The organism is Serratia sp. CY37869, assembly GCF_052168895.1.
Classification (GTDB): Bacteria; Pseudomonadota; Gammaproteobacteria; order Enterobacterales; family Enterobacteriaceae; genus Serratia; species Serratia ureilytica.
Map to the genome: position 1 here is coordinate 341,947 of NZ_JBJNLU010000003.1, position 24,753 is coordinate 366,699.

A 24,753-nucleotide genomic window follows, 5' to 3' on the forward strand; every position below is an offset into this window, starting at 1 on the left:
GCCAGGGAGCATTGTTTCTCTCGCTTTCATCTCCCTGTTATTTTTCGCCATTATCGTCGTCAGCGGCTATCTTCAAAGCACACTGACGGAGATTAACGACGCATGCCTGACCTTTCTCGCAGAGACATCCTGCGGGCTGCCGCCATCGGATCGGCGTTCTCGCTGTTGCCCGCCTCGATTCGCAAAGCGCTGGCCATTCCCGCCAATAACCGCACCGGCACCCTTCGCGACGTCGAACACGTGGTGATCCTGATGCAGGAGAACCGCTCTTTCGATCACTACTTCGGCACCTTGCCGGGCGTGCGCGGCTTCAGCGATCGATTTACCATTCCACTGCCCGGCGATCGCCTGGTCTGGCAGCAACAAGGCGCCGAACGGCTGGTGCTGCCCTACCATCTGGACAGCAAACGCGGCAACGCCCAGCGCGTCACCGGCACGCCGCACTCGTGGGTGGATGAGCAAGCCGCCTGGGATCACGGCCGCATGAGCGCCTGGCCCACCTACAAAACGCCTGCCTCGATGGGCTACTACCGCCAGCAGGAGCTGCCGTTCCAGTTCGCGCTGGCCAACGCCTTCACCCTGTGCGATGCCTATCACTGCTCCATCCACGCCGGCACCAACACCAATCGGCTGTTCCACTGGACCGGCACCAACGGCCCGTCCGCCGCCGACGTGGCGGTAGTGGTCAACGAATGGGACAGCCCCGGCCCGGCAGAGATCGGCTACCGGTGGACCACCTATCCGGAACGGCTGGAGGCGAGCGGCGTCAGTTGGAAGGTATACCAATTCCTGCCGGACAACTTTACCGACAACCCGCTGGCGGGTTTTCGCCAATACCGCGCCGCCAGCATTCAAGTGGGCAACCCGGCGCGGCCGTCGAAAGACTTCAACGCTTTCGTGCCTTATAGCGATGCGCTCAACGAGGCCGCACCGCTCTACAAAGGCAACGGCAACACCCTGCCGGCCGCCGACGGCAACGACCTGGACGCCATGCTGGCCGGATTCCGCGCCGACGTGCAGCAGGGCAAACTGCCGCAGGTCAGTTGGATCATCGCGCCGGCGGCCTATTCGGAACATCCCGATCCCTCCAGCCCGGTGCAGGGCGGCTGGTTCACCCAAGAGATCCTCAACGCGCTGACCGACAACCCGGAGGTGTGGAGTAAAACCGTCCTGCTGGTCAACTACGACGAAAACGACGGCTTTTTTGACCATATGCCTTCGCCTTCCGCGCCGTCGCTGCGCGAAGACGGCAGCTTCGCCGGTAAATCGACCGTACCGTTCGATACCGAGATCTTCCAGCACGTGGCGCCGCCCGGTTCGCAGGATCAACCGCCGCCGGACGGCCGCATCTACGGCCCCGGCCCGCGGGTCCCGATGCTGGTGCTGTCGCCCTGGAGCCGCGGCGGCTGGGTCAATTCACAGGTTTTCGATCACACCTCGGTGCTGCAATTTTTGGAAAAGCGCTTTCAGGTGCATGAACCCAACATCAGCGCCTGGCGCCGCGCGGTGTGCGGCGATCTCACTTCGGCGTTCAACTTTGTCGATCCTAACGGCGAAGCATTGCCGAGCCTGCCCGCCACCAGCCGCCACGCCGCCGACGGCCTGCGCCAGCGTCAGGAACAGCTGCCGCAGGTGCCGCTGCCGCCGCCCGCCCGCCAGCGTTTGCCACACCAACGCCGCCTGGCGCGCCCTTCTCGCGCACTGCCCTATCAGCTGCACGTCGAGGCCAGCGTCGCGGCCGAGCAGCGGCGCGTAACGCTGAACCTGTTCAATACCGGCGAGCAAGGGGCGGTGTTTCACGTCTACGACCGGCGAGATCTGACGCAGATCCCGCGCCGCTATACCGTCGAGGCCGGCAAGGCGGTCAGCGACGATTGGCAGACGGAGGACGAGTACCATCTGTGGCTGCTCGGCCCCAACGGTTTTCATCGTGAAATGCGCGGCGCGCTGAGCCGGCCGCAGCCGGAAGTGCGTTTGCGCCCGACGGGCCGCAGCCTGCTGCTGCAGTTGGATAACCCGGGTGCCGAAACGGTGACGGTCACTCTCGACCGCTGCCCTTACTCGCAACAAGGCCCGTGGCCCATCACGCTGCCTGCGGGCGGCAGCCACCGCCAAACGTTTGACGCCCGCGCCAGCGGCGGTTGGTATGATCTTGCGCTGCACAGCGCCGGAGGCTGGCGGCGCCGCCTGGCAGGCCGACTGGAGGATGGCGAACACAGCGTCAGCGACCCGCTGATGGGCCAGGAGTAGCCTATCGACAGCGAAGAGGTTCAAAAAGCGAAAGGATATCGCTTATCATTGCGTTCTCGTTCCTAGCCGATTACTCAAGGATCTCCATGTCCGCTGTTCTTATCGCCAAAGCCGGCCGCTGGCTGGCCGCCTGCGTTTTGCTGTTGGCCGGCGCCGCTCAAGCCGCGCCGATCGTCGTTACCGATGTCGCCGGCCGTCAGGTTACGCTGCCGCAACCGGCCAAGCGCGTTATCCTGGCCGACGCCCGAGCGCTGTTGGCGCTGAATATTCTGCATCCGCAGGAGCCGCTGAAAAACATCATCGCCTGGGACAACTCGCTGAAGGTCAAAGCGCCGGATCTGGTTGAGGCCTATGCGAAAAAATTCCCGCAGGTCATGCAAATCCCCACCTTCGACAACCCCTACACCAGTGACTTCAGCGTGGAGAGCGCGGTGGTGCGCCAACCGGACCTGATCATTTTCGACATCGGTCTGCTGAGCAAATTGAAAGACAGCGGCGTACTGACCCAGCTGGAAAAAGTCGGCATCCCGGTGCTGATCATCGATTTCCGCCAGCAGCCGCTGACCAACACCGTCGCCAGCATGGCGCTGTTGGGCAAAGTGTTTGACGAGCAGCCCAACGCCGACGCCTTTATCCGTTTCTATCAGCAACGCCTCGAGCTGGTGCGCCAGCGCGTCGCCACGCTGAAACCGGAGCAGCGCCCCAGCGTCTTCATCGAACGCAGCGCCGGCATCAAAGGCGAGCAGTGCTGCAATACCTTCGGCAAAGGCAGCTTCGGGCAGTTTATCGATACCGCCGGCGGCGACAATATCGGCAGCAAACTGTTTTCAGACATGGGCGGTGAAGTGAACGTCGAACAGGTGATCGCCAGCAATCCGGATTTCTATCTGCTGACCGGCGCCGACTGGAGCCGTGGCCATCGCGGTACGCTGGCCGTGCCGCTGGGCTACACCACCGATATGGCCACCAGCCAAAAGAAACTGGCGCATCTGCTGGATCGCACCGGCATTAACGTGTTGAAAGCGGTGAAAGAAAAACGCGTGATGGCGATTTATCATCAATTTTACGACACGCCGCTCAACTTTATCGCGGTCGAGGCGATCGCCAAATTCCTGCACCCGGCGCTGTTTAAAGATATTGATCCGCAAGCGGATATCGAAAGCGTGCACCAGAAATTCACCGCGCTGGATTACAGCGGGGTCTTCTGGCTTACGCCGCAATAATCCCCGCCAGGGCCCGCCAACCGGGCCCTGCTACCGGCATCCTTCATGTAGTTACCCGCTTAACTATTCCATAACAATTCTATTTACTTGCCAATAATTATCATTAAGATTGTCGTTTCTAAAAAAACACATCCGGGTCTGAAACTTCTAAGGCATTATTATGTCAATTCTTTTTCGCCTCTCCCTGCTGGCGACCTCTATCGCCGTTGCTTTCCCCATCCTTGCTGCTGATAACTCATCTCAAAACGATGCCGATACGGTAACCGTCGTCGGCAACTGGCTGGACAACCCTGATACCAGTTCGGTGCTGCTCAACCATCCGGGCGCGCGATCCATCGTCACTCAGCAGCAGATGCATGAGCAAGGCGACCAAACCATCGCCGACAGCCTGCGCGGTGTGCCCGGCGTGCAGGTGCGCGACAGCAACGGCACCGGCGGCAGCGACATTTCGCTCAACGTCGGCGTGCGCGGCCTGACCTCACGCCTTTCTCCGCGATCCACCATTCTGATGGACGGCGTTCCGTTGGCCGTCGCGCCTTACGGCCAGCCACAGCTGTCGATGGCGCCGCTGTCGATCGGCAACCTGCAATCGGTTGACGTGGTGCGCGGCGGCGGCGCGGTGCGTTACGGGCCGCAAAACGTCGGCGGCGTGATCAACTTCGTCACCCGCGACATTCCAAAAGCGTTTGGCGGCACCGCCGGCGTGCAAACTCAGGGCGCCAGCCACGGCGGCCTGAAGACCCTGACCAGCGCCTCGGTGGGCGGCACCGCAGATAACGGCTTCGGCGCCGAGCTGCTTTACTCCGGCCTGCACGGCCAGGGCTACCGCGACAACAACGACAACACCGACATCGACGATTTCATGCTGAAAACGCGTTATGCGTTCACCGATCGTGACGAACTGCTGGCCAATTTCCACTACTACGACGCCAAAGCCGGCATGCCGGGCGGCCTGAGCAGCGCGCAATACGCGCAGAACCCGTTCCAGTCCACGCGTCCCTGGGACCAGTTCGAAGGCCGCCGCAAGGATATGTCGTTCAAATACAAACATCAGGAAGACGACAAACAGTTCGAAGTGTTGACCTACTTCACCGACAGCTACCGCGGCAGCAACATCGAGTCGGAAGGCACCGGCAAAAATGCCGGGTTGCGGCGCATGGTGTCCTATCCGCGCCACTATTCGACCTGGGCGATCGAACCAAGCTATTCGCAGTTGTTTCGCTTCTGGGATATGGCGCACGAGATCACCCTCGGTTACCGCTACCTGAATGAAACCATGGATGAAAAGGCGTCGCGTTCGGCCTGGTATAACCCGGCGAATGTCGGCGCCACGCCGGATACCCCGGACTATTACCAGCACACCTCCGGCGGCACCGCAGCCAACGCGTTCTATATCGACGATACCATTAACGTCGGCAACTGGACGGTCACGCCGGGCCTGCGTTATGAAAGCATTCGCACCCACGTGGACGATTCGTTCAACAACATCAGCCGCGAGAAAAGCTACAGCGAACCGCTGCCGTCATTGAACGTGATGTACCACCTGTCCGACGCCTGGAAACTGTTCGCCAACGCCAACACCTCGTTCGGCAGCATGCAGTACTTCCAGCTGACCAAAGGCGGCAACGGCAACCAGCCTGCGCCGGGGCTGACGGCGGAAAAAGCGCATACCTATGAGTTCGGCACCCGCTACGACGACACCGTGGTCAAGGCCGAAGCCACGCTGTTCTATATCGACTTCGATAATCAGCTGCAATACATCAGCAACGATGTGGGCTGGACCAACATGGGCGCCACCAAGCACAAAGGCATCGAGCTGGCGCTCAGCTACGATCTCAGCGAGCTGAACCGCGCGCTCGACGGCGCCAGCGTCTACACCAGCTATACCTACACCAAGGCCAGCACCGACAAGGGCGACTTCGCCGGTAAAGACCTGCCGTTCTACTCGCGCCAGGTCTATACCGTCGGCACGCGCTACGCCACCGGCAACTGGGTATGGAATCTGGACGGTTACGCGCAGTCCAAACAGCATTCGCCGGGCACCGGGCCGGAGTACGTCACGCAGGAAAGCGCCGATGGTCAATTCGGCAATATCGCCGGTTACATGGTGTGGAACATGCGCGGGGAATATAATTTCGGGCCGCAGCTATCGAACCTGACGCTGGGCGCCGGGGTGAAAAACCTGTTCGATCAGCGCTACTTTACCCGCTCCAACGACAATAACTTCGGCAAGTACGTCGGTGAACCGCGCACCTTCTTCGTGCAGGGTTCCGTCGCATTCTGACGCCCAGCGCCCACTACAGGCGCTTCGTTCATCCATACCGCCCGCTCGCATCGCGGGCGGTATTTCCTGCGCCTGACCCGCCCTATTTTTTGATCTTCCTCACTCCCCAAACGCCTGACGCATTATTTCATTGCTTTGCTAAACCGGTTCTTCTATTTTAGCCACCCATCAGACATCGGTAGAAACAGGGATTAAGCATGGCGAATCGCGTATGGGTGCTGGGCGACGCAGTGGTCGATTTGGTGCCAGAAAATTCAAACAGTTATCTTAAATGCCCCGGCGGCGCGCCGGCTAACGTGGCGGTGGGCGTCGCCCGCTTGGGCGGCGACAGCGCCTTTATCGGCCGAGTGGGGCAAGACAGCTTCGGCGCCTTTCTGCAGCAGGTGCTGAGCGAAGAAGGGGTGGATATTGACCATATGCTTTCGGATCCCGAACACCACACCTCCACGGTGGTGGTGGATCTCGATCAGCACGGTGAGCGCTCATTCACGTTTATGGTGCAGCCCAGCGCCGATCTGTTTTTGCAGCCCGACGATCTGCCGGCTTTCCAACGGGGCGAATGGCTGCACCTCTGCTCCATCGCGCTGTCGCAGGAGCCCAGCCGCAGCACGGCCTTTACGGCGATGGAACGCATGCGGGCAGTCGGCGGCCGGGTCAGTTTCGATCCCAACATCCGCGAAGAGGTCTGGCGTCAGCCGGAAGCGCTGCGCCCCTGCCTGCAAAAGGCGCTGCTGCTGGCGGACGTGGTGAAACTGTCGCGCGAAGAGCTGGTTTTCATCAGCCATCTTGACGATGTGGAGAACGGCATCCGCTGGATGATGCAAACCTACCCGTTGCGCCTGTTGCTGGTCACGCTGGGCGGCGACGGCGTCTACGTGCATGACGGCCAACGGCTGCGTCATTTCCGCGCGGCGCCTGTCGTGCCGGTCGATACCACCGGTGCCGGCGACGCGTTTGTCGCCGGGCTGTTAGCGGCGCTGGCGCGCCTTCACGCATTGCCGCAAGAAGCGCAATGGCCGGCGATTATCGCCCAGGCTCAGGCCTGCGGCGCGTTGGCCACCACCGCCAAAGGCGCCATGACCGCCCTGCCCCGCGCCGAAGAGCTCGCCGCTTTTCTGCGCTGATCCCCTGCATCCACGGCGATCCCCTGGGCGCCGTGGTCTTTTAACCCCACGATTTGCGCACTCGATCACAATAGCTGAATCGGGTTAGCAAACTTGATTGCCAGTCCGCTTCTCGATCGTTATCTTTCGCCATGAAAAACCGGTTTAGCAATTTAGCAAAAAATAATAACAACCCTTCCCGGATGATAGACGATGATGAAAAAACTCAGCTATTTGGCGATAACAACAGGGCTTTTCCTCTCCACTTCTGCCGCTGCGGCCTCCGGCGACGGCAGTATCGAGGCGCGTCTTAACGCGCTGGAACAACGTCTGGCGCAGGCGGAACAGCGCGCCGCTCAGGCTGAAACCCGCGCCACGGCGGCGGAACGCCAGGCGCAACAGCTGGAGCAGCGCACCGCCAGCACCGAGCGGCAAACCGCGCGGGTCGCGCAACGCGCCGCCGCGCTGGAAACGCAATCCCCCGCAACCGGCGCGCTGAAACTGAACGGCTTCAACGATCTGAAGCTATACGGCGACGTGGAGTTCAATCTGGACGGCGCCAGCCGCAGCGGCCAACTGACGTCGTTGAAAGGCAGCGATCACAAGGATTGGAAACCCGGCAACAAAGAGCGCTGGGATATCAACGGCCGTATTCTGGTGGGGCTGGACGGCTATCGCCGCAATCCGGACGGCAACTTCTCCGGTTTCAGCGTCCAGCCGCTGGCGGACATGACCGGCAAAATGAACCTGGACGACGCCGCTTTCTTCTTCGGCAATGAAAAGAACTGGCAAACCAAAATCGGCCGCTTCGAAGCCTACGACATGTTCCCGCTGAATCAGGACACTTTCATTCAGTATTCAGGCAACACCGCCAACGATCTTTACGCTGACGGCTTTGGCTATATCTATATGATGAAAGAAGGCCGTGGCCGCAGCAGCAGCGGCGGAAACCTGATGTTGAGCAAATACGCCGGGGATGTCTATTTCGAACTGAACACGCTGGTGGAAGACGGCACCTCACTGTTCCAGGACAACAGCTACCACGGCAATGCGCTGAACAATAAGAAAAACGTCGCCTATTTGCGCCCGGTGATCGCCTGGAAGAAAGAGGCCTTCAGCATCGCGGCGGCGATGGAAAGCAACGTGGTGAATAATGCCTACGGCTATCAGGACAGCCAGGGCCGCTTCGTCGATCAATCCAAGCGCAACGGCTACGGCATGACCATGAGCTGGAACACCAACGCGGCCGATCCGGATAACGGCGTGGTGGCCAACCTGAGCACCGCCTACCTGGACGCCGCCGGCGAGCAGGACTTGACCGCCGGCGTCAACGTGCTGTGGCGGCGCTTCGAACTGGGTTATATCTATGCGCACAACAACATCAAAGAGTTCAATACCGCCGGGATCGCCGCCGATATCCACAATCCGCTCAGCGAGCCGGGCAACTACGACATCCACACCGTTCACGCGTCGTATCAGATACCTAACATTATGAATATGAAGAATTTCAATGTGTATTTAGGCGCCTATGTTTCGCTGCTGGAAGCCAACGCCGAGAACAAGATCGCCAACGGCGACAACGACCAGCGTTATGGCGTGCGCGCCAGATTCAAGTATTTCTTCTGACATCGATGAACGTATTTCCGCCGCGCAGAGCGCGGCGGCATTTTAATTCAGCAAGGGGACAACATGGACATTACCGCAACCGCCAACGCGCTGTTGCCGCTGCTCGGCGGTAAAGAGAACATCGCCAGCGCCGCCCACTGCGCCACGCGCCTGCGCCTGGTGCTGGTGGACGACAGCAAGGTGGACAAAGAGGCCATCGGCAAACTGGACGGCGTCAAAGGCTGCTTCAGCAACGCCGGTCAGATCCAGGTGATCTTCGGCACCGGGCTGGTCAACAAGGTGCATGCGGAATTCATCAAGGCGGCAGGCGTCAGCGAATCCAGCAAGGCCGAAGCCGCCGATATCGCGGCGAAAAAGCTCAACCCGCTGCAGCGCATCGCCCGCCTGCTGTCGAACATCTTCGTGCCGATCATCCCGGCCATCGTCGCCTCCGGCCTGCTGATGGGGCTGCTCGGCATGGTGAAAACCTATGGTTGGGCGGATGCCGACAGCGCGCTGTTCGTGATGCTGAACATGTTCAGCTCGGCGGCGTTCATTATCCTGCCGATTCTGATCGGTTTCACCGCCGCCCGCGAATTCGGCGGCAACCCCTATCTGGGCGCCACGCTCGGCGGCATTCTGACGCACCCGGCGCTGACCAACGCCTGGGGCGTCGCCGGAGGGTTCCATACCATGAACTTCTTCGGTCTGGAGATCGCCATGATCGGCTATCAGGGCACGGTATTTCCGGTGCTGCTGACGGTGTGGTTCATGAGCCTGTTGGAAAAACGCCTGCGCAAGGTGATCCCCAACGCGCTGGATTTGATCCTGACGCCGTTCCTGACGGTCGTGATCTCCGGGTTTGTCGCCCTGCTGTTTATCGGCCCCGCCGGCCGGGCGCTGGGCGACGGCATCTCCTTCGTGCTCAGCACGCTGATCGCCCATGCCGGTTGGTTCGCCGGCCTGCTGTTCGGCGGCCTCTATTCCGCCATTGTCATCACCGGCATCCATCACAGCTTCCACGCGGTGGAGGCCGGGCTGCTCGGCAACCCCAACATCGGCGTCAACTTCCTGCTGCCGATTTGGTCGATGGCCAACATCGCTCAGGGCGGCGCCTGCCTGGCGGTGTATTTCAAAACGCGCGATGCCAAAATCAAAGCCATCGCGGTGCCTTCAGCCTTTTCCGCCATGCTCGGCATCACCGAGGCGGCGCTGTTCGGCATCAACCTGCGCTTCGTGAAACCGTTCCTGGCGGCGCTGGCGGGCGGCGCGCTCGGCGGCGCCTGGGTGGTGGCCAATCATGTCGGCATGAACGCGGTCGGGCTGACGGCGATCCCCGGCATGGCGATCGTGCAGGCCAGTTCGCTGGTCAGCTATATCATCGGCCTGGCGATCGCGTTTGGCAGCGCCTTCGCCCTCTCCCTGCTGCTGAAATATAAAACGGACGCGCAATGATGGAGGAGCTCAGCTTAATCAAACAGGCACTGCGGGCGGTCATGAACGGCCTGCCACTCGCGCTGCGCGATCCGCACCGCCCGGCCTGGCATCTGGCGCCCAGCGTTGGCCTGCTGAACGATCCCAACGGCTTCATTCAGCACAACGGCGTTTATCATCTGTTCTATCAATGGAATCCGCTGGGCTGCGACCATCGCAACAAGTGCTGGGGACATTGGCAGTCGACCGACTTGCTGCGTTGGGCGCATCAGCCGATCGCCCTGGCGCCGGGCGCCTGTTACGACAGCCACGGCTGTTACTCCGGCTCGGCGGTGGTGGCGGAAGACAAAATCACGCTGATCTACACCGGCAACGTGAAATTCCCCGATGGCTCACGCACCGCTTACCAGTGCCTGGCTCAGGAAAGCGATCGGGACGAGTACCGCAAACTCGGGCCGGTGCTGCCGCTGCCGGCGGGCTACAGCGGGCACGTACGCGATCCGAAAGTGTGGCGTCATCAGAATGCGTGGTACATGGTACTCGGCGCGCGGGACTTGCAGGATCGCGGCAAGGTGCTGTTACTGCGCTCCGCCGATCTGCGCGGCTGGCAACCGTTGGGCGAGATCGCCGGTTCCGGCCTGAACGGCTTAGGCGAATTCGGCTACATGTGGGAGTGCCCGGATCTGTTCTCGCTGGACGACGCCGACGTGTTGATCTGCTGCCCGCAGGGGCTGACGCCGCAGCCGGAACGCTACCTCAATCGCTATCAGGCCGGTTATCTGATCGGCAAGCTGGATTACCGCCAGGCGGCCTTCCGTCACGGCGAATTCCGCGAACTGGACGCCGGCTTCGAGTTTTATGCGCCGCAGACGACGCTGGCGGAAGATGGCCGCCGCTTGCTGTTCGGCTGGATGGGCGTGCCCGAGCAAGATGAAGAAGCCCATCCGACGCGCCGCTACGGCTGGATCCACACCATGACCTGCCCGCGCGAGCTGTCGCTGCGGCATGGCCGCCTCCAGCAGCGTCCGGCGCGCGAGCTGCAACAGCTGCGCGGCGAACGAACATGCTGGCAGGGCCGCGCCGATGGCGCCCCCGCCTGCGCGCTGGGGGCCGCGGAGCTGCAGTTGGCGCCGCAGGGCGCGTTCAACGCCGCCTTTGGCGACGCAATGACGCTGAACTGGGACGGCGAAAGGCTGCGGCTGACGCGCGCTTCCCTGGCCGACGGCCAGCCGGAGCACCGTTACTGGCGCGGCCCGGTCACGCATCTGCAGCTGCTGTTCGATCGTTCCAGCGTGGAGATCTTCATCAACCACGGCGAGGCCGTGATGAGCGCGCGCTACTTCCCGGCCATTGAGCCGCAACTGCGGCTGTCCGGAAACGCGCCGCTGGCGTTGGAATACTGGCCGCTGACGCCATGCATGCTAGAATGACGCATCCTCCGATGACTTCAGATGGCGTCAGTGAAAAAAAATAAACGCATTACCATCAGTGACATCGCCACGCTGGCCGGGGTGTCGAAATCGACCGCCAGCCTGGTGCTGAACGGCCGCAGCAAGGAATACCGGGTGTCCGACGACACCCGCGACCGCATTCTGGCGCTGGCGCACGAGCACCATTATCAGCCCAGCATCCACGCCCGCTCCCTGCGCTCCAACCGCAGCCACACGCTGGGGCTGGTGGTGCCGGAGATGACCAACTACGGCTTTGCGGTGATTTCACGCGAGCTGGAAACGCTGTGCCGCGAAGCTGGCCTGCAGCTGTTGATCGCCTGCACCGATGAAAACCCGGCGCAGGAGATGATGGCGGTGAACAGTCTGGTACAGCGGCAGGTGGACGGCTTGATCGTCGCCTCCAGCCAGTTGAACGACGCAGAATACCAGAAGATCAACGCCGGGCTGCCGGTGGTGCAGATGGATCGCCTGATCGCCGGCTCCGAACTGCCGCTGGTGATCACCGATTCGGTCAATTCGACCGCCGACCTGGTGGAAACGGTCGCGCGCCAACATCCGGATGAGATCTATTTTCTCGGCGGGCAGCCGCGCATTTCGCCGACCCGCGATCGCCTGGCCGGCTTCCAGCTTGGCCTGGAGCGCGCCGGCGTAACGTGCAAACCGGAATGGATCATCAACGGCAACTATCACCCCAGCTCAGGTTACGAGATGTTCGCTCAGCTGTGCGCACAGTTAGGGCGTCCGCCCAAAGCGCTGTTTACCGCCGCCTGCGGCCTGCTGGAAGGCGTATTGCGATATCTGACTCAGCATCAGCTGATGGAGAGCGACATTCACCTGTGCAGCTTCGACGATCACTACCTGTTCGACTGCATGACGCTGAAGATAGACACGGTCGCGCAAGACTGCCTGGCACTGGCGCAACATAGCTTCGACAATGTCACCGCGCTTATCGACGAGCGGCCGCTGGAACAGAACGCGCTGTATCTGCCGGGCCGCATCCACTGGCGCCATGCCGGTTCCAGGGATTTGCTGGCAAAGGCGTGACATCTCTTTAGCCGTAAAAAAAGGGCGCCTGAGCGCCCTTTATCGTTTTGCTGCCGCTACTTGGCGGCGCCTTCCATACCCACCAGCCCCACTTTCAGGTAACCCGCTTTACGCAGGGTGTCCATCACGCTCATCAGCGTTTCATAGTCCACGCTCTTGTCCGCCTGGAAGAAGATGGTGGTTTCTTTGTTAGCCTGGGTGCGTTGATCCAGCACCGAGGTCAGCTGATCGGCATTCACCGGCTGATCGCCGACGTAGAGCTGCTTGTCGGCCTTCACCGACAGGAAGACCGGTTTTTCCGGCCGCGGCTGCGGCTTGGCGGAAGAAGCCGGCAGATCGACGCGGATATCTACCGTTGCCAGCGGCGCGGCCACCATAAAGATGATCAACAGCACCAACATGACGTCGATAAACGGCGTCACGTTGATTTCATGCAGTTCGCCGCTGTCGTCCAGATCTTCATTTAAGCGCATCGCCATGACTCACCCCGCCCGCAGTTGATGTGCGTGCTGTGAGCGCTTGGCTTCCGCCGTTGCGGCCAGATCCAGATCGCGGCCCTGCAGCAGCAAGACCTGGGCCGCCACGTCGCCCACCTGGGCGCGATGGCCGCTGATGACGCGGGCGAAGATGTTGTAGATCACCACCGCCGGGATCGCCGCCACCAGGCCCATTGCGGTTGCCAGCAGCGCCTCGGCGATGCCCGGCGCCACGACCGCCAGGTTGGTGGTCTGCGAATGGGCGATGCCGATGAAGCTGTTCATGATGCCCCATACGGTACCGAACAGGCCGACGAACGGCGAGATGGCGCCGATGGTGGCCAGAAAGCCGTTGCCGCGGCCCATGTTGCGGCTGTAGGCCGCCACGCGGCGCTCGAGACGGAAACCGGTGCGTTCTTTGATGCCGTTGTTGTCGTTGGATTCCGCAGACAGCTCCAGCTCATTTTGCGCATCGTTCAGCAGCACCGCACTGACACTCTCCGCGGAGAAGTTTTGCGCCAGCTCGGAAGCTTCATCCAGCGAGCGCGCTTCGGCCAGCGCCAGCTGCTCGCGGCGCAGACGGCGCTTGGCGCGCAGCAGTTCGCTGCCTTTAGCGAACAAAATGGTCCAGGTCACGATAGACGCCAGCACCAGGCCGATCATCACCGCTTTCACCACCGCGTCGGCGTGCTGGTACATGCCCCAAATGGACAGGTCCATGCCGCGGGTTTCCGGTGGCTGGATCGTCGGTGCCGGGTTCACCGGCGTGATGCTTTCCGGCGCAGCGGCTGCTGGTGCAGGCGCGGTGGTCGGCGCAACGCTTTCGGTAACGGCCGGATTGGCCGCCGGCGCTGCCTGCGCGCTGCCGGCCAGCCCCACAACCAGCACCATAGAAGCCATCAGGCTGCGGCCAAAGGCCTTGCCCCACTGCGCCCGGCCCTGGCCGAACGATCCTTGATTTAAATTCTTGCCAGCCGTTTTCACGCTGTGCCTCCACCCATTACCGATCAAAATTAAGGAATAATTCAGCGTGCGATCATATCAAACCAACCGGGGATTGATAGTAGTTCTCATTATTATTTACCAAATAAACGAGAAAATTTTAGACACCTCCGCAACCAAACGCCAATCTACGCCCGTTCACCGCTAAAAGCCCCTTTTATAGGGCGATTTCGTTACTTTTCTCCCACAACGGCGCAACAACGCCACGCTGCCGAACGGCGTCTCGACCGATGAATGGGCTTCTCTCTGGCCGCTCGGCAGAAGGATGACGCGAAAAATGCGCGGGCGGCAGCCAATTATAGCCGTTTCTATATCCAGAAGTTAAAACGTCTGGATGGCTATAATAACTCATGCTAACGTAAGGGCTATCGCAAACGGGCAGTGCAGAGCAACCAGAGGTGAGCCAGGTACCATGACGTCAAAACACATCGAAACCACGCTGATCGGCGCCGGCCGCGGCAAACGCTACACCCAGGGCTCCGTCAACCCCGTGACTCAACGCGCCTCTTCCCTGGTCTTCGACTCCGTCGCCGCCAAAAAACAGGCCACCGCGCAACGCGCCCACGGCGAGCTGTTTTATGGCCGACGCGGCACGCTGACCCACTTCGCGCTGCAGGATGCGATGGTGGAGCTGGAGGGCGGCGCCGGCTGCGTGCTGTACCCCTGCGGCGCGGCGGCGGTGGCCAATGCGATCCTGTCGTTCGTCGGCGCCGGCGATCACCTGCTGGTCACCGGCTCAGCGTATGAACCGACCCAGGACTTCTGCACCCACATCCTCGGCCGCATGAACGTCAGCACCACCTATTTCGATCCGCTGATCGGCGCCGACATCGCCACGCTTATCCAACCCAATACCCGCGTGGTGTTCCTTGAGTCCCCCGGCTCCATCACCCTGGAAGTGCAGGATATCCCGGCGATGGTGCAGGCCATTCGCGCCGTGGCGCCGGACGTGGTGATCATGATAGACAACACCTGGGCGGCGGGCGTGCTGTTCAAGGCGCTGGATTTCGACATCGACATTTCCATTCAGGCCGGCACCAAATACCTGATCGGCCATTCCGATTACATGCTCGGCACCGCCGTCGCCAACGCGCGCTGTTGGGAGCAACTGCGCGAGTACTCCTATCTAATGGGGCAGATGGTGGATGCCGACACCGCCTACATGGCGAGCCGCGGCCTGCGCACCCTGAGCGTGCGGCTCAAGCAGCACGAACGCAGCAGCATTGAGGTCGCCAACTGGCTGGCCGAACGGCCGGAGGTGGCGACGGTCAATCACCCGGCCCTGCCCAGCTGCAAGGGCCACGCGTTCTACCGCCGCGACTTCAGCGGCTGCAACGGGCTGTTCTCTTTCGTGCTGAAAGAGCGGCTGGATGAGGCGCAGCTGGCCGCTTACCTGGACAACTTCAGCCACTTCAGCATGGCCTACTCCTGGGGCGGCTTCGAGTCGCTGATCCTGGCCAATCAGCCGGAAGAACTGGAAGCGATCCGCCCGGCGGGCGGCGTCGATTTTTCCGGCACGCTGGTGCGATTGCATATCGGTCTGGAGAACGTCGAAGACCTGATCGCCGATCTGGCGGCCGGCTTCGATCGCCTCAACGGCGTGCGCTAAGGCGGATTCCGGTAATTTTCTTCGTCTCGTTTAATGTCGGCTTAAGCTATTAGCGGTACACTAACCGGGTAACTGTCAGATACGGTAACCGCCGCATCCTGGAGAACGTGACCCCGGGCGCAACCGGCATGCAACAGGACATAAAATGGATGTATTACGAGAGATTATTCATGCGCTTTGGCAGCAGGACTTCATCGCCCTCGCCGATCCCAGCGTGATTTGGGTGGTTTACGCCGTACTTTTCACCACCTTGTTTTTGGAAAACGGACTGCTGCCCGCCTCCTTCCTCCCCGGTGATAGCCTGCTGTTGCTGTCGGGCGCGCTGATCGCCAAAGGCGTGATGGGCTTTGCCCCCACCCTGTTGATTCTGACCGCCGCCGCCGGCCTCGGCTGCTGGCTGAGCTATATCCAGGGCCGCTGGCTGGGCCACACCAGCCTGGTGAAAGGCTGGCTGCTGCAACTGCCGGCGCAATACCATCAGCGCGCGCATAACCTGTTCAACCGCCACGGGCTGACGGCGCTGCTGATCGGCCGCTTCCTCGGCTTCGTGCGCACGCTGCTGCCGACCATGGCCGGCATTTCCGGGCTCAACAGCTCGCGCTTCCAGGTTTTCAACTGGCTGAGCGCAGCGATCTGGGTCTGCGCGCTGGTCGGCCTCGGCTACGCTTTCAGCCAAATTCCGCTGGTGAAACGCCACGAAAGCCAGGTGATGACCGGCCTGATGCTGCTGCCGCTGCTGCTGCTGTTCGTCGGCCTGCTCGGCGCCATGCTGGTGGTCTGGCGTAAAAAACGCGCCTCCTCTTCCTGATCCCGGCGCGCTACAGCGCTTTCTCGACCAACGCCAGGCGAGGCGGCAACTTGCTCACCAACGTATCCACCGCCAGCCGCACCTTCAGCGGCAGGTGAGGCGTGTGCGGCCACACCGCATGCGCTTCAAAGGCGGCGCCGGGCCGATCGCGCAGCAGGCGCACCAGCGCCCCGCTCAACAGCTGCTCACGCACCAGCCAACACGGCAGCCAGGCGATGCCGAACCCGGCCGTCGCCGCATCCGCAATCGCCTGCAAATCGTCCATCTGCAATCGGTTATTCGGCATCACTTCCTGCGGCTCGCCGTTCTCGTCCAGCACCCGCCAGCTGCGCCGCGCGCCGGCGCGCATATAGGCCACCGCCTCGTGCTGGGCCAGTTGCTCAATGCTGTGCGGTTCGCCGCACCGCTGCAGATAGGCCGGCGAGGCGCACAGCGTCATGCGGTGATCGCCGATGCGCCGCGCCACCAGCCCATTGCTGTTGGCCAGCGTGCCGTTGCGGATCGCCATATCGAAACCGTCCTCAATCAGATCCACCACCCGATCGCTGAACGACAGCTCCAGCTCCAGGCCGGGATGCTCACGCGTCAGCTCGGTCAGCAGCGGCGCGATGCACATGCGGCCAAACAACACCGGCATCGATACCCGCAGCCGGCCACTGACCTGCCGCTTGCCCGACTCCAGCAGCGTTTCCGCGCCGCGGATCTCCTCCAGCGCCCGCAGGCAACGCTCATAGAACAACGCGCCATCGTCGGTCAGGCTCTGGCTGCGGGTGGTGCGATGAAACAGCCGCACGCCCAGCCGCTGTTCCAGCCGGGCGATCGTTTTCCCCACCGCCGAGCGCGACAGGTGCAGCCGACTGGCCGCCAACGCAAAACTGCCCGCCTCCACGGCGGTGACGAATACCGAAATGCCGCTCAATCGATCGCTCATGGTTTGTCGCTCTAAAAGAAACAATCTGCGGAAATCTTATCGCCACTGGCGAACCTTCATCAACGATATTATCGACAGGTCGTTAATCGCAGACTTTGGAGAACATCATGACCGACACGATGCAACGCTGGACGATGGACGCCCTGGGGCGTGAACACCTGCAGCTGACCACCGACGCGATCCCGCAGCCGGGGCCGCGCGAGATCAGAGTGAAAGTGAAGGCGGTAGCGCTCAACTACCGCGACAAAATGATGATTGAAAGCGGCATGGGGCTGACGCTGCCGCAGTCGTTCACCCCCGCCTCGGACATGGCCGGCGAGGTCGACGCCGTCGGGCCCGGCGTCAGCCGTTTCCAACCCGGCGCCCGGGTCATTTCTACCTTCAGCCCCGGCTGGATCGACGGCCGGCAAAAACCGTACGGCAATGCGCGCCAGGTGCCTTACCACACCCTTGGCGGCTTCTATCAGGGCGTGCTGGCGGAATACGTGATTTTGCATGAAGACTGGTTGGTGGCGGCGCCGGCGTCGCTGGACGACGTGCAGGCCAGCACCCTGCCTTGCGCCGGGCTGACCGCCTGGTTCGCGCTGGTGGAACAGGGCAAACTGCATGCCGGCGAGACGGTGCTGGTGCAAGGCACCGGCGGCGTGGCGCTGTTCGCGCTGCAGATCGCCAAAGCCCACGGCGCGGAGGTCTATGTCACCTCCGGCAGCGATGAAAAGCTGGCGCGAGCCCTGGCATTGGGCGCCAATCATGGCATCAACCGGCTGGACGGCGATTGGGTGGAGGCGATTTATGCGCTGACGCAGGATCGCGGCATCGACCATGTGATCGATACCGTCGGCGGCCCGAATTTGGGCAACTCGGTGCGCGCCGTGGCGATGGGCGGCCGCATCTCAGTGATCGGCGTGCTGGCGGGCGCCGAGATCTCCGCCCCCGCCGGCCTGCTGCTGCTGAAATCGGCGGAGATCCAGGGCATCGGCGTCGGCCACCGCCGCGCGCTGGAAGATCTGGTGCGCGCCGTGGACGCCGTCAACCTGCAGCCGGTGATCGACCAGGTATACCGGCTCGATCAACTGCCGCAGGCGTTGGATCACCTCGATCGCGGCCCGTTCGGCAAGATCGTGCTAACCCCATAGCCCGCCGCCCGGCGGCGGCTCACCCCTCCAGCATCAGCGGATTGGCGTCGCGCAGCCGGGCGACTTCATCCCCCGGCGTGACGCCAAACAGGCGTTTGAATTCACGGCTGAACTGCGACGCGCTCTCGTAGCCGACGCGGATCGCCGCGGTACTGGCCTTCAGGCCATCATGCACCATCAGCAAACGCGCCTTGTGCAGCCGGTACGACTTCACGTACTGCAGCGGCGAGGTGTTGGTCACCGCCTTGAAGTTATGGTGAAACGCCGACACGCTCATGTTGACCTCGCCGGCCAACTGCTCGACGTTGAGGCTCTCGGCATACTGATTTTCTATGCGCCGCAGCGCCTTGGCGATCTGACTGAAATGGGTATGACGGTTGACCAGCTCCTGCAGCGACGCGCCGCAGGCGCCGCGCAGCACGTAGTAGAGGATCTCGCGTACGATCTGCGGCCCCAACACCCGAGCGTCGAGCGGCTTGGCCATCACGTCCAGCAGACGTTCGGTGGCGCACAACAGCTCTTCCGTCAGCTCGGCCAGGTTTACGCCGTTGCTCTCCGCGCGCGGCTGCATCAGGTAGTCGTCGTCGCCGATGTCGATCAGCAAGTCCTGCAGCATTTGGGTATCGATATTGACCGCCAATCCAACCAGCGGCAGCTCCGGGCTGGCGAAGGTTTCGCACTCGAACGGCAGCGGCACCGTCATCAGCAGGTAGTTGCGCGGATCGTACTGGAACACCTTGTTGCCGCAATAGCCGACCTTGTGCCCCTGAAAGATGATGACGATCCCCGGTTCGTACATCACCGGCTGGCGCGGGCAGTGGCGATCGACATACAGGATCTTCACCCGCGGCACCGGTGACGGCGTATAGCCGTTGCCGGTGGCGATAGCCATCGCCTGGCGCGCCATGCGGCTGCGCAGCGCATCGATTTCAGTCACGGAAACACCCTCTTACAGTCAGAACGATTCGGCATAAATCATAATTTAAAACTCTCTATTTCTACAGTCATCTGTAGAAATAGGCAAGAACCAAACAGGAATGTGCATTGTGCGTTACCGCCAGGTTGCTGACAATACGGGCCAGAAACCTTTGCGCCGCTTTGGCGCCCGCCTGACAGAAAGAGAGAAATCAGCCATGCAAAACTTCATTCTGCATACCCCAACCAAAATCCTGTTCGGCAAGCAGCAAATCGCCGAAGTGGCCGGCCAGATCCCGGCGGACGCGCGCATTCTGATCACCTACGGTGGCGGCAGCGTGAAGAAAAACGGCGTGCTCGACCAGGTGTATAGCGCGCTGGCCGGCCGCGACGTGCGGGAATTCTCCGGCATCGAACCTAACCCGACCTACGAAACCCTGATGAAAGCGGTCGAGGTGGTGAAAACGGAAAACATCGATTTCCTGCTGGCGGTCGGCGGCGGTTCGGTGGTTGACGGCACCAAGTTCATCGCCGCCGCGGCTCGTTATACGGCCGACAGCGATGCCTGGCATATTCTGCAGACCGTCGGCAGCCACATCACTGACGCGTTGCCGATGGGCTGCGTGCTGACGCTGCCGGCCACCGGTTCAGAATCCAACAGCGGCGCGGTGATCACCCGGAAGAGCAGCGGCGACAAGCAGCACTTCTTCTCACCGCTGGTGCAGCCGCGCTTCGCCGTACTGGATCCGGTGGTGACCTACTCGCTGCCGCCGCGCCAGGTAGCCAACGGCGTGGTCGACGCCTTCGTACACACCCTGGAACAGTATCTGACCTACCCGGTCGACGCCAAGGTGCAGGATCGCTTCGCCGAAGGCCTGCTGTTGACCCTGCTGGAAGACGGCCCGCGCGCGCTGGCCGAGCCGGAGAACTATGCGGTGCGCGCCAACGTGATGTGGAGCGCCACCATGGCGCTGAACGGCCTGATCGGCGCCGGCGTGCCGCAGGACTGGGCGACCCACATGCTGGGTCATGAGCTGACCGCCATGCACGACCTCGACCACGCGCAAACGCTGGCCATCGTGCTGCCGGCGCTGCTGCACGAGAAGAAAGCGCAGAAACGCGAAAAGCTGCTGCAGTACGCTGAACGCGTCTGGGGCCTGCGCGAAGGCAGCGAAGACAGCCGAATCGACGACGCGATCGCCGCCACCCGCGCCTTCTTCGAGCAGATGGGCGTGCCGACCCGCATGGCGGATTATCAGCTCGACGGCAGCAGCATTCCCGCGCTGCTCGACAAGCTGCAGCAGCACGGCATGACCGCCCTGGGCGAGCATCAGGACATCACCCTGGACGTCAGCCGCCGCATTTATGAAGCGGCGCGTTAATCGCAAAACGGCGATTTTTTGCTAGGCTTTAGTCTTCGCCAGCCATTTTTCGCCGCATTCTGCGCTCGGCCGATCGCCGGGCGCAGTCGGGCGCCTCAGCGCGCCGCCGCTCGTTTCGTACCCTTCGTCTTACCGCTCATTCGCAGGGAGAGCGGGGAGAAAATCGCCCTCCCGCCACCGCTGAAATTAGGCTGGCAAACCCGGCAACCGCCCATTTTGCCAACTAGAATTTATCTATAGCCGTTTCGGTGCCGCAGGCGCCGCAATCCGTACACAAGGAGATGCGCATGACAACGCAACAACCCATCATCAAACTCCACGATGGTAATCTGATGCCGCAGTTGGGTCTCGGCGTTTGGCAGGCGAGTATTGAAGAGACCACCCACGCGGTCAGCAAAGCGCTGGAGATCGGTTACCGCTCCATCGACACCGCCGCGATCTACAAGAACGAGGAAGGCGTCGGCGCCGCGCTGCAGTCCAGCGCGCTGCCGCGCAGCGACCTGTTCATCACCACCAAACTGTGGAACGACGATCAGGGCGATCCGCTGGCGGCGCTGGAAACCAGTCTGGAAAAGCTCAAGCTGGACTACGTGGATCTGTATCTGATCCACTGGCCGCGCCCGCAGCAGGATCAATACGTCTCCGCCTGGCGCGAACTGATCAAACTGCGCGAACAAGGTCTGGTGAAAAGCATCGGCGTGTGCAACTTCCATACGCCGCACCTGCAGCGTCTGTTGGATGAAACCAACGTGGCGCCGGTCGTCAACCAGATCGAGCTGCACCCGTTGCTGCAACAGCGCCAGCTGCGCGCCTGGAACGCCACGCACCATATCGCCACCGAATCCTGGAGCCCGCTGGCGCAGGGTGGTGAAGGGGTATTCGACCAGCCGCTGATCAAGGCGCTGGCCGAGAAATACGAGAAGACTCCGGCGCAGATCGTGGTGCGCTGGCACCTGGACAGCGGCCTTATCGTGATCCCGAAATCGGTCACGCCGTCGCGCATCCGCGAAAACTTCGAGGTGTTTGATTTCAAACTCGATAAGGACGAACTGGGCGAGATCGCCAAGCTGGACGTCGGCAACCGCCTGGGGCCGGATCCGGATACCCTGTAACCCCCCTCAAGCCCTCTCCCGCCGGAGGGGGCTTTTCCTTCCCGCACATTGCTCCTTTGCGCCGCCTGACGTTATGATGACGACGCCGGAGGCTCCGGCCACCGGTTAACGCCGTTAAAAAACAGACAAGCACGGAGCACCATGAAATTCTCTTTCTCACACGGGTCACGGCTGGGCATGCTTTGCATCATGCTGGTGCTGGCGGGTTGCGCCGGCAAGAAACAGCGCGTCAGCTACGATCGCCACGCCTTCGATAGCGCCATTCAAGACGCCGCCAGCGAATACGGCGTGGACGCCAAGCTGATCACCGCCATGATCCAGGTGGAGTCCGGCTTCAACCCTTCCGCAGTGAGCAGATCCAATGCGATCGGTCTGATGCAGCTGAAAGCCGATACCGCCGGCTGCGACGCCTACCGCTACAAAGGCAAACGCGGCTGCCCGGACGACGATGACCTGCGGGATCCCGACACCAATATCGATCTCGGCGCCGCCTATCTGGCCACCTTGCAAAAACAACAGCTTAAAGGGATCGCCAATCCCGTCACGCTGCGCTACGCCACCATCATCGCCTACGTCAACGGTACCGGGGCGCTGCTGCGCACCTTCTCCAGCAACCGCCAGCAGGCGATCGCGATGATTAACAACCTGTCGCCGGAAGCCTTTAACAGGCACGTGCGCAAATACCATCCCGCCCCGCAGGCGCCGCGCCATTTGATGAAAGTGGAAGCCGCTTACGAACGGTTGTAATTAGCCAAAGTAAAAAGGAGAACCCGAGGGTTCTCCTTTTTGTTTGCGCGCGGGCCTCGTCGTTACGGCTTGGCCTTGCGAATCGGTTTGCGCGGCGGCCGGTTGGACGGCGTGCGCTGCCGATTGATGTCGGTATGCTTGGTCAACGCCGGTCGGGTGTGGCGCTGCAGCCGTTTCGCTTCGCGCTGCTCGTCGATGCTCGGCGCCGGTACCAGACACTCGCGGCGGCTGCCGATCAGGTGCTTCAGCCCCATCTCTTCCAGCGCGGTGCGGATCAGCGCCCAGTTGGCCGGATCGTGGTAACGCAGCAGCGCCTTATGCAGGCGACGCTGGCGCTCGCCGCGCGGCACCACCACGTCTTCACTCTTGTACCCCACCTTGCTCAGCGGGTTTTTGCCGCTGTAATACATGGTGGTGGAGTTGGCCATCGGCGAAGGATAGAAGTTCTGCACCTGATCGAGGCGGAAACGGTTCTTCTTCAGCCACAGCGCCAGGTTCACCATATCTTCATCGCGGGTGCCCGGGTGCGAAGAGATGAAGTACGGGATCAGGTACTGCTCTTTGCCCGCCTGCTTCGAATAGTGATCAAACAGCTGTTTGAAGCGATCGTAGCTGCCCATGCCCGGTTTCATCATTTTCGACAGCGGGCCTTCTTCGGTGTGCTCCGGCGCGATCTTCAGGTAGCCGCCGACGTGGTGGGTCGCCAGTTCCTTGATATAGCGCGGATCTTCCACCGCCAGATCGTAACGTACCCCGGAGGCGATCAGGATCTTCTTGATGCCCTCCAGCGAACGCGCGCGGCGGTAAAGCTTGATGGTCGGCTCGTGGTTGGTATCCATATAAGTGCAGATCTCCGGATACACGCACGAGGCGCGGCGGCAGGTCTGCTCGGCGCGCGGGTTGGTGCAGCGCAGCATGTACATGTTGGCGGTCGGGCCACCCAGATCGGAGATCACGCCGGTAAAGCCCGGCACTTTGTCGCGGATCTCTTCGATTTCGCGAACGATCGAATCTTCCGAACGGCTCTGGATGATGCGCCCTTCGTGCTCGGTGATCGAACAGAACGAACAGCCGCCGTAGCAACCGCGCATGATGTTCACCGAGAAGCGGATCATGTCGTAGGCAGGAATGCGTTCCTGACCGTAGGACGGGTGCGGCACGCGCTGGTAAGGCAGGGCGAAGACGCTGTCCATCTCCGGCGTGGTCAGCGGGATCGCCGGCGGGTTGATCCACACGTAGCGATCGCCGTGTTTTTGCATCAGCGCGCGGGCGCAGCCGGGGTTGGTTTCATGGTGCAAAATGCGCGAGGTGTGCGCATACAGCACCTTGTCGCCCTTCACTTTCTCGAAGGACGGCAGCAGCACGTAGGTCTTCTCCCACGGCTTCGGCTTGGCGGCGCGCACCGTGACAGGCTTGGCTTCCGGCTCCTTCGGTTTGGCGCCGTCGGCGCACGGCAGATCCTCGCCGTACGGGTTCGGGATAGGTTCGATGCGGCCCGGCTTGTCGAGGCGGGTGGAATCCACGCCGCTCCAGCCCGGCAGCGCTTCTTTACGCATCACCGCGGTATTGCGAATATCGTGGATATCGCCGATCTTCTCGCCGGCGGCCAGACGGTGCGCCACTTCCACCAGCGGGCGTTCGCCGTTGCCGTAGATCAGCATGTCGGCTTTGGAGTCCACCAGCACCGAGCGGCGCACGGTATCCGACCAATAGTCGTAGTGGGCGATGCGACGCAGGCTGGCTTCGATGCCGCCCAGCACGATCGGCACGTCTTTATAGGCTTCTTTGCAGCGCTGGCTGTAAACCAGGGTGGCGCGATCCGGGCGCTTGCCACCGACGTTGCCGGCGGTGTAGGCGTCGTCGTGGCGCAGTTTGCGATCGGCGGTATAGCGGTTGATCATCGAATCCATGTTGCCGGCGGTGATGCCGAAGAACAGATTCGGTTTCCCCAACCGCATGAAGTCTTCTTTGTTGCTCCAGTCCGGCTGCGCGATGATGCCGACGCGGAAGCCCTGCGCTTCCAGCATGCGGCCGATGATCGCCATCCCGAAGCTCGGGTGATCGACATAGGCGTCGCCGCTGATGATGATCACGTCGCAGCTGTCCCAGCCCAGTTGATCCATCTCTGCTCGCGACATCGGTAAAAACGGCGCGGTGCCATAACATTCCGCCCAATAAGGCTTATAAGAAAACAGTTCACGATCGGGTTGGATCAGGCTGGTGGTGCTCATTCTGCTGCTC

19 protein-coding genes are annotated in these 24,753 nt (G+C 61.8%); 14 read left to right on the forward strand and 5 right to left on the reverse strand.

The features are described 5' to 3' along the window. Positions 1 to 102: 102 nt before the first annotated feature. The 8 genes from ACJ8J1_RS17155 to ACJ8J1_RS17190 all read left to right on the forward strand — a co-directional run bounded on the left by ACJ8J1_RS17155 (position 103) and on the right by ACJ8J1_RS17190 (position 12,394). A complete protein-coding gene (locus tag ACJ8J1_RS17155; RefSeq protein WP_033644640.1) occupies positions 103 to 2,250 on the forward strand; it encodes a phosphocholine-specific phospholipase C in 2,148 nt (715 codons plus the stop codon). An 86-nt stretch (positions 2,251 to 2,336) separates the two neighbouring features. Further along, entirely contained in the window at positions 2,337 to 3,473 is a 1,137-nt protein-coding gene (locus ACJ8J1_RS17160) for an ABC transporter substrate-binding protein (protein WP_033644639.1), read from the forward strand. A gap of 160 nt (positions 3,474 to 3,633) precedes the next feature. Continuing rightward, positions 3,634 to 5,757 carry a TonB-dependent receptor family protein gene (locus ACJ8J1_RS17165; protein WP_033644638.1) on the forward strand — a complete coding sequence of 708 codons (2,124 nt, stop codon included), beginning with the start codon at positions 3,634 to 3,636 and terminating at the stop codon, positions 5,755 to 5,757. Between the two features lie 197 nt (positions 5,758 to 5,954). Then, positions 5,955 to 6,881, forward strand: a complete 927-nt coding sequence (locus ACJ8J1_RS17170) for an aminoimidazole riboside kinase (protein ID WP_033644636.1) — start codon at positions 5,955 to 5,957, stop codon at positions 6,879 to 6,881. Between the two features lie 195 nt (positions 6,882 to 7,076). Continuing rightward, a complete protein-coding gene (locus ACJ8J1_RS17175; protein WP_033644920.1) occupies positions 7,077 to 8,486 on the forward strand; it encodes a carbohydrate porin in 1,410 nt (469 codons plus the stop codon). A gap of 63 nt (positions 8,487 to 8,549) precedes the next feature. After that, entirely contained in the window at positions 8,550 to 9,920 is a 1,371-nt protein-coding gene (locus tag ACJ8J1_RS17180; RefSeq protein WP_033644635.1) for a sucrose-specific PTS transporter subunit IIBC, read from the forward strand. Continuing rightward, positions 9,920 to 11,329, forward strand: coding sequence for a sucrose-6-phosphate hydrolase (locus ACJ8J1_RS17185; protein ID WP_033644634.1), 1,410 nt, complete (start codon positions 9,920 to 9,922; stop codon positions 11,327 to 11,329). The genes ACJ8J1_RS17180 and ACJ8J1_RS17185 overlap by 1 nt, the downstream gene beginning before the upstream one ends. Positions 11,330 to 11,350: 21 nt before the next feature. Continuing rightward, positions 11,351 to 12,394: a LacI family DNA-binding transcriptional regulator gene (locus ACJ8J1_RS17190; protein WP_033644632.1), complete on the forward strand. Its 1,044-nt coding sequence runs from the start codon at positions 11,351 to 11,353 to the stop codon at positions 12,392 to 12,394. A 56-nt stretch (positions 12,395 to 12,450) separates the two neighbouring features. Here ACJ8J1_RS17190 and exbD read toward each other — a convergent pair whose 3' ends face one another. Together exbD and exbB are read right to left on the reverse strand one after the other, a co-directional pair. Then, complete coding sequence (exbD, locus tag ACJ8J1_RS17195; RefSeq protein ID WP_004937307.1) at positions 12,451 to 12,873, reverse strand: TonB system transport protein ExbD; 423 nt, start codon at positions 12,871 to 12,873, stop codon at positions 12,451 to 12,453. 3 nt (positions 12,874 to 12,876) lie between these two features. Then, positions 12,877 to 13,854, reverse strand: a complete 978-nt coding sequence (gene exbB, locus ACJ8J1_RS17200) for a tol-pal system-associated acyl-CoA thioesterase (RefSeq protein WP_080273417.1) — start codon at positions 13,852 to 13,854, stop codon at positions 12,877 to 12,879. A 430-nt stretch (positions 13,855 to 14,284) separates the two neighbouring features. On the opposite strand from exbB, the gene metC reads away from it, so the two are divergent. Further along, the gene (gene metC, locus ACJ8J1_RS17205; RefSeq protein WP_033644631.1) at positions 14,285 to 15,481 is read left to right on the forward strand and encodes a cystathionine beta-lyase; all 1,197 of its coding nucleotides are present in this window, start codon (positions 14,285 to 14,287) and stop codon (positions 15,479 to 15,481) included. Between the two features lie 145 nt (positions 15,482 to 15,626). Next, complete coding sequence (locus ACJ8J1_RS17210; protein ID WP_033644630.1) at positions 15,627 to 16,289, forward strand: DedA family protein; 663 nt, start codon at positions 15,627 to 15,629, stop codon at positions 16,287 to 16,289. Between the two features lie 10 nt (positions 16,290 to 16,299). Here ACJ8J1_RS17210 and ACJ8J1_RS17215 read toward each other — a convergent pair whose 3' ends face one another. Then, entirely contained in the window at positions 16,300 to 17,220 is a 921-nt protein-coding gene (locus ACJ8J1_RS17215) for a LysR family transcriptional regulator (protein ID WP_033644629.1), read from the reverse strand. 107 nt (positions 17,221 to 17,327) lie between these two features. Here ACJ8J1_RS17215 and ACJ8J1_RS17220 point away from each other — a divergent pair, with 107 nt between their 5' ends. Continuing rightward, positions 17,328 to 18,356 carry a zinc-dependent alcohol dehydrogenase family protein gene (locus tag ACJ8J1_RS17220; protein WP_103681879.1) on the forward strand — a complete coding sequence of 343 codons (1,029 nt, stop codon included), beginning with the start codon at positions 17,328 to 17,330 and terminating at the stop codon, positions 18,354 to 18,356. A 19-nt stretch (positions 18,357 to 18,375) separates the two neighbouring features. Here ACJ8J1_RS17220 and ACJ8J1_RS17225 read toward each other — a convergent pair whose 3' ends face one another. Beyond that, entirely contained in the window at positions 18,376 to 19,263 is an 888-nt protein-coding gene (locus ACJ8J1_RS17225) for an AraC family transcriptional regulator (protein ID WP_202396379.1), read from the reverse strand. 226 nt (positions 19,264 to 19,489) lie between these two features. On the opposite strand from ACJ8J1_RS17225, the gene yqhD reads away from it, so the two are divergent. From yqhD to ACJ8J1_RS17240, 3 genes are all read left to right on the forward strand, one after another. Beyond that, positions 19,490 to 20,653: an alcohol dehydrogenase gene (yqhD, locus tag ACJ8J1_RS17230; RefSeq protein ID WP_046687816.1), complete on the forward strand. Its 1,164-nt coding sequence runs from the start codon at positions 19,490 to 19,492 to the stop codon at positions 20,651 to 20,653. Between the two features lie 287 nt (positions 20,654 to 20,940). Continuing rightward, positions 20,941 to 21,765: a 2,5-didehydrogluconate reductase DkgA gene (dkgA, locus tag ACJ8J1_RS17235; protein ID WP_046687817.1), complete on the forward strand. Its 825-nt coding sequence runs from the start codon at positions 20,941 to 20,943 to the stop codon at positions 21,763 to 21,765. Positions 21,766 to 21,906: 141 nt separating this feature from the next. Then, entirely contained in the window at positions 21,907 to 22,512 is a 606-nt protein-coding gene (locus ACJ8J1_RS17240) for a transglycosylase SLT domain-containing protein (protein ID WP_442520385.1), read from the forward strand. Positions 22,513 to 22,574: 62 nt separating this feature from the next. Here ACJ8J1_RS17240 and ACJ8J1_RS17245 read toward each other — a convergent pair whose 3' ends face one another. Beyond that, complete coding sequence (locus tag ACJ8J1_RS17245) at positions 22,575 to 24,743, reverse strand: YgiQ family radical SAM protein (protein ID WP_033651302.1); 2,169 nt, start codon at positions 24,741 to 24,743, stop codon at positions 22,575 to 22,577. Positions 24,744 to 24,753 lie beyond the last annotated feature (10 nt).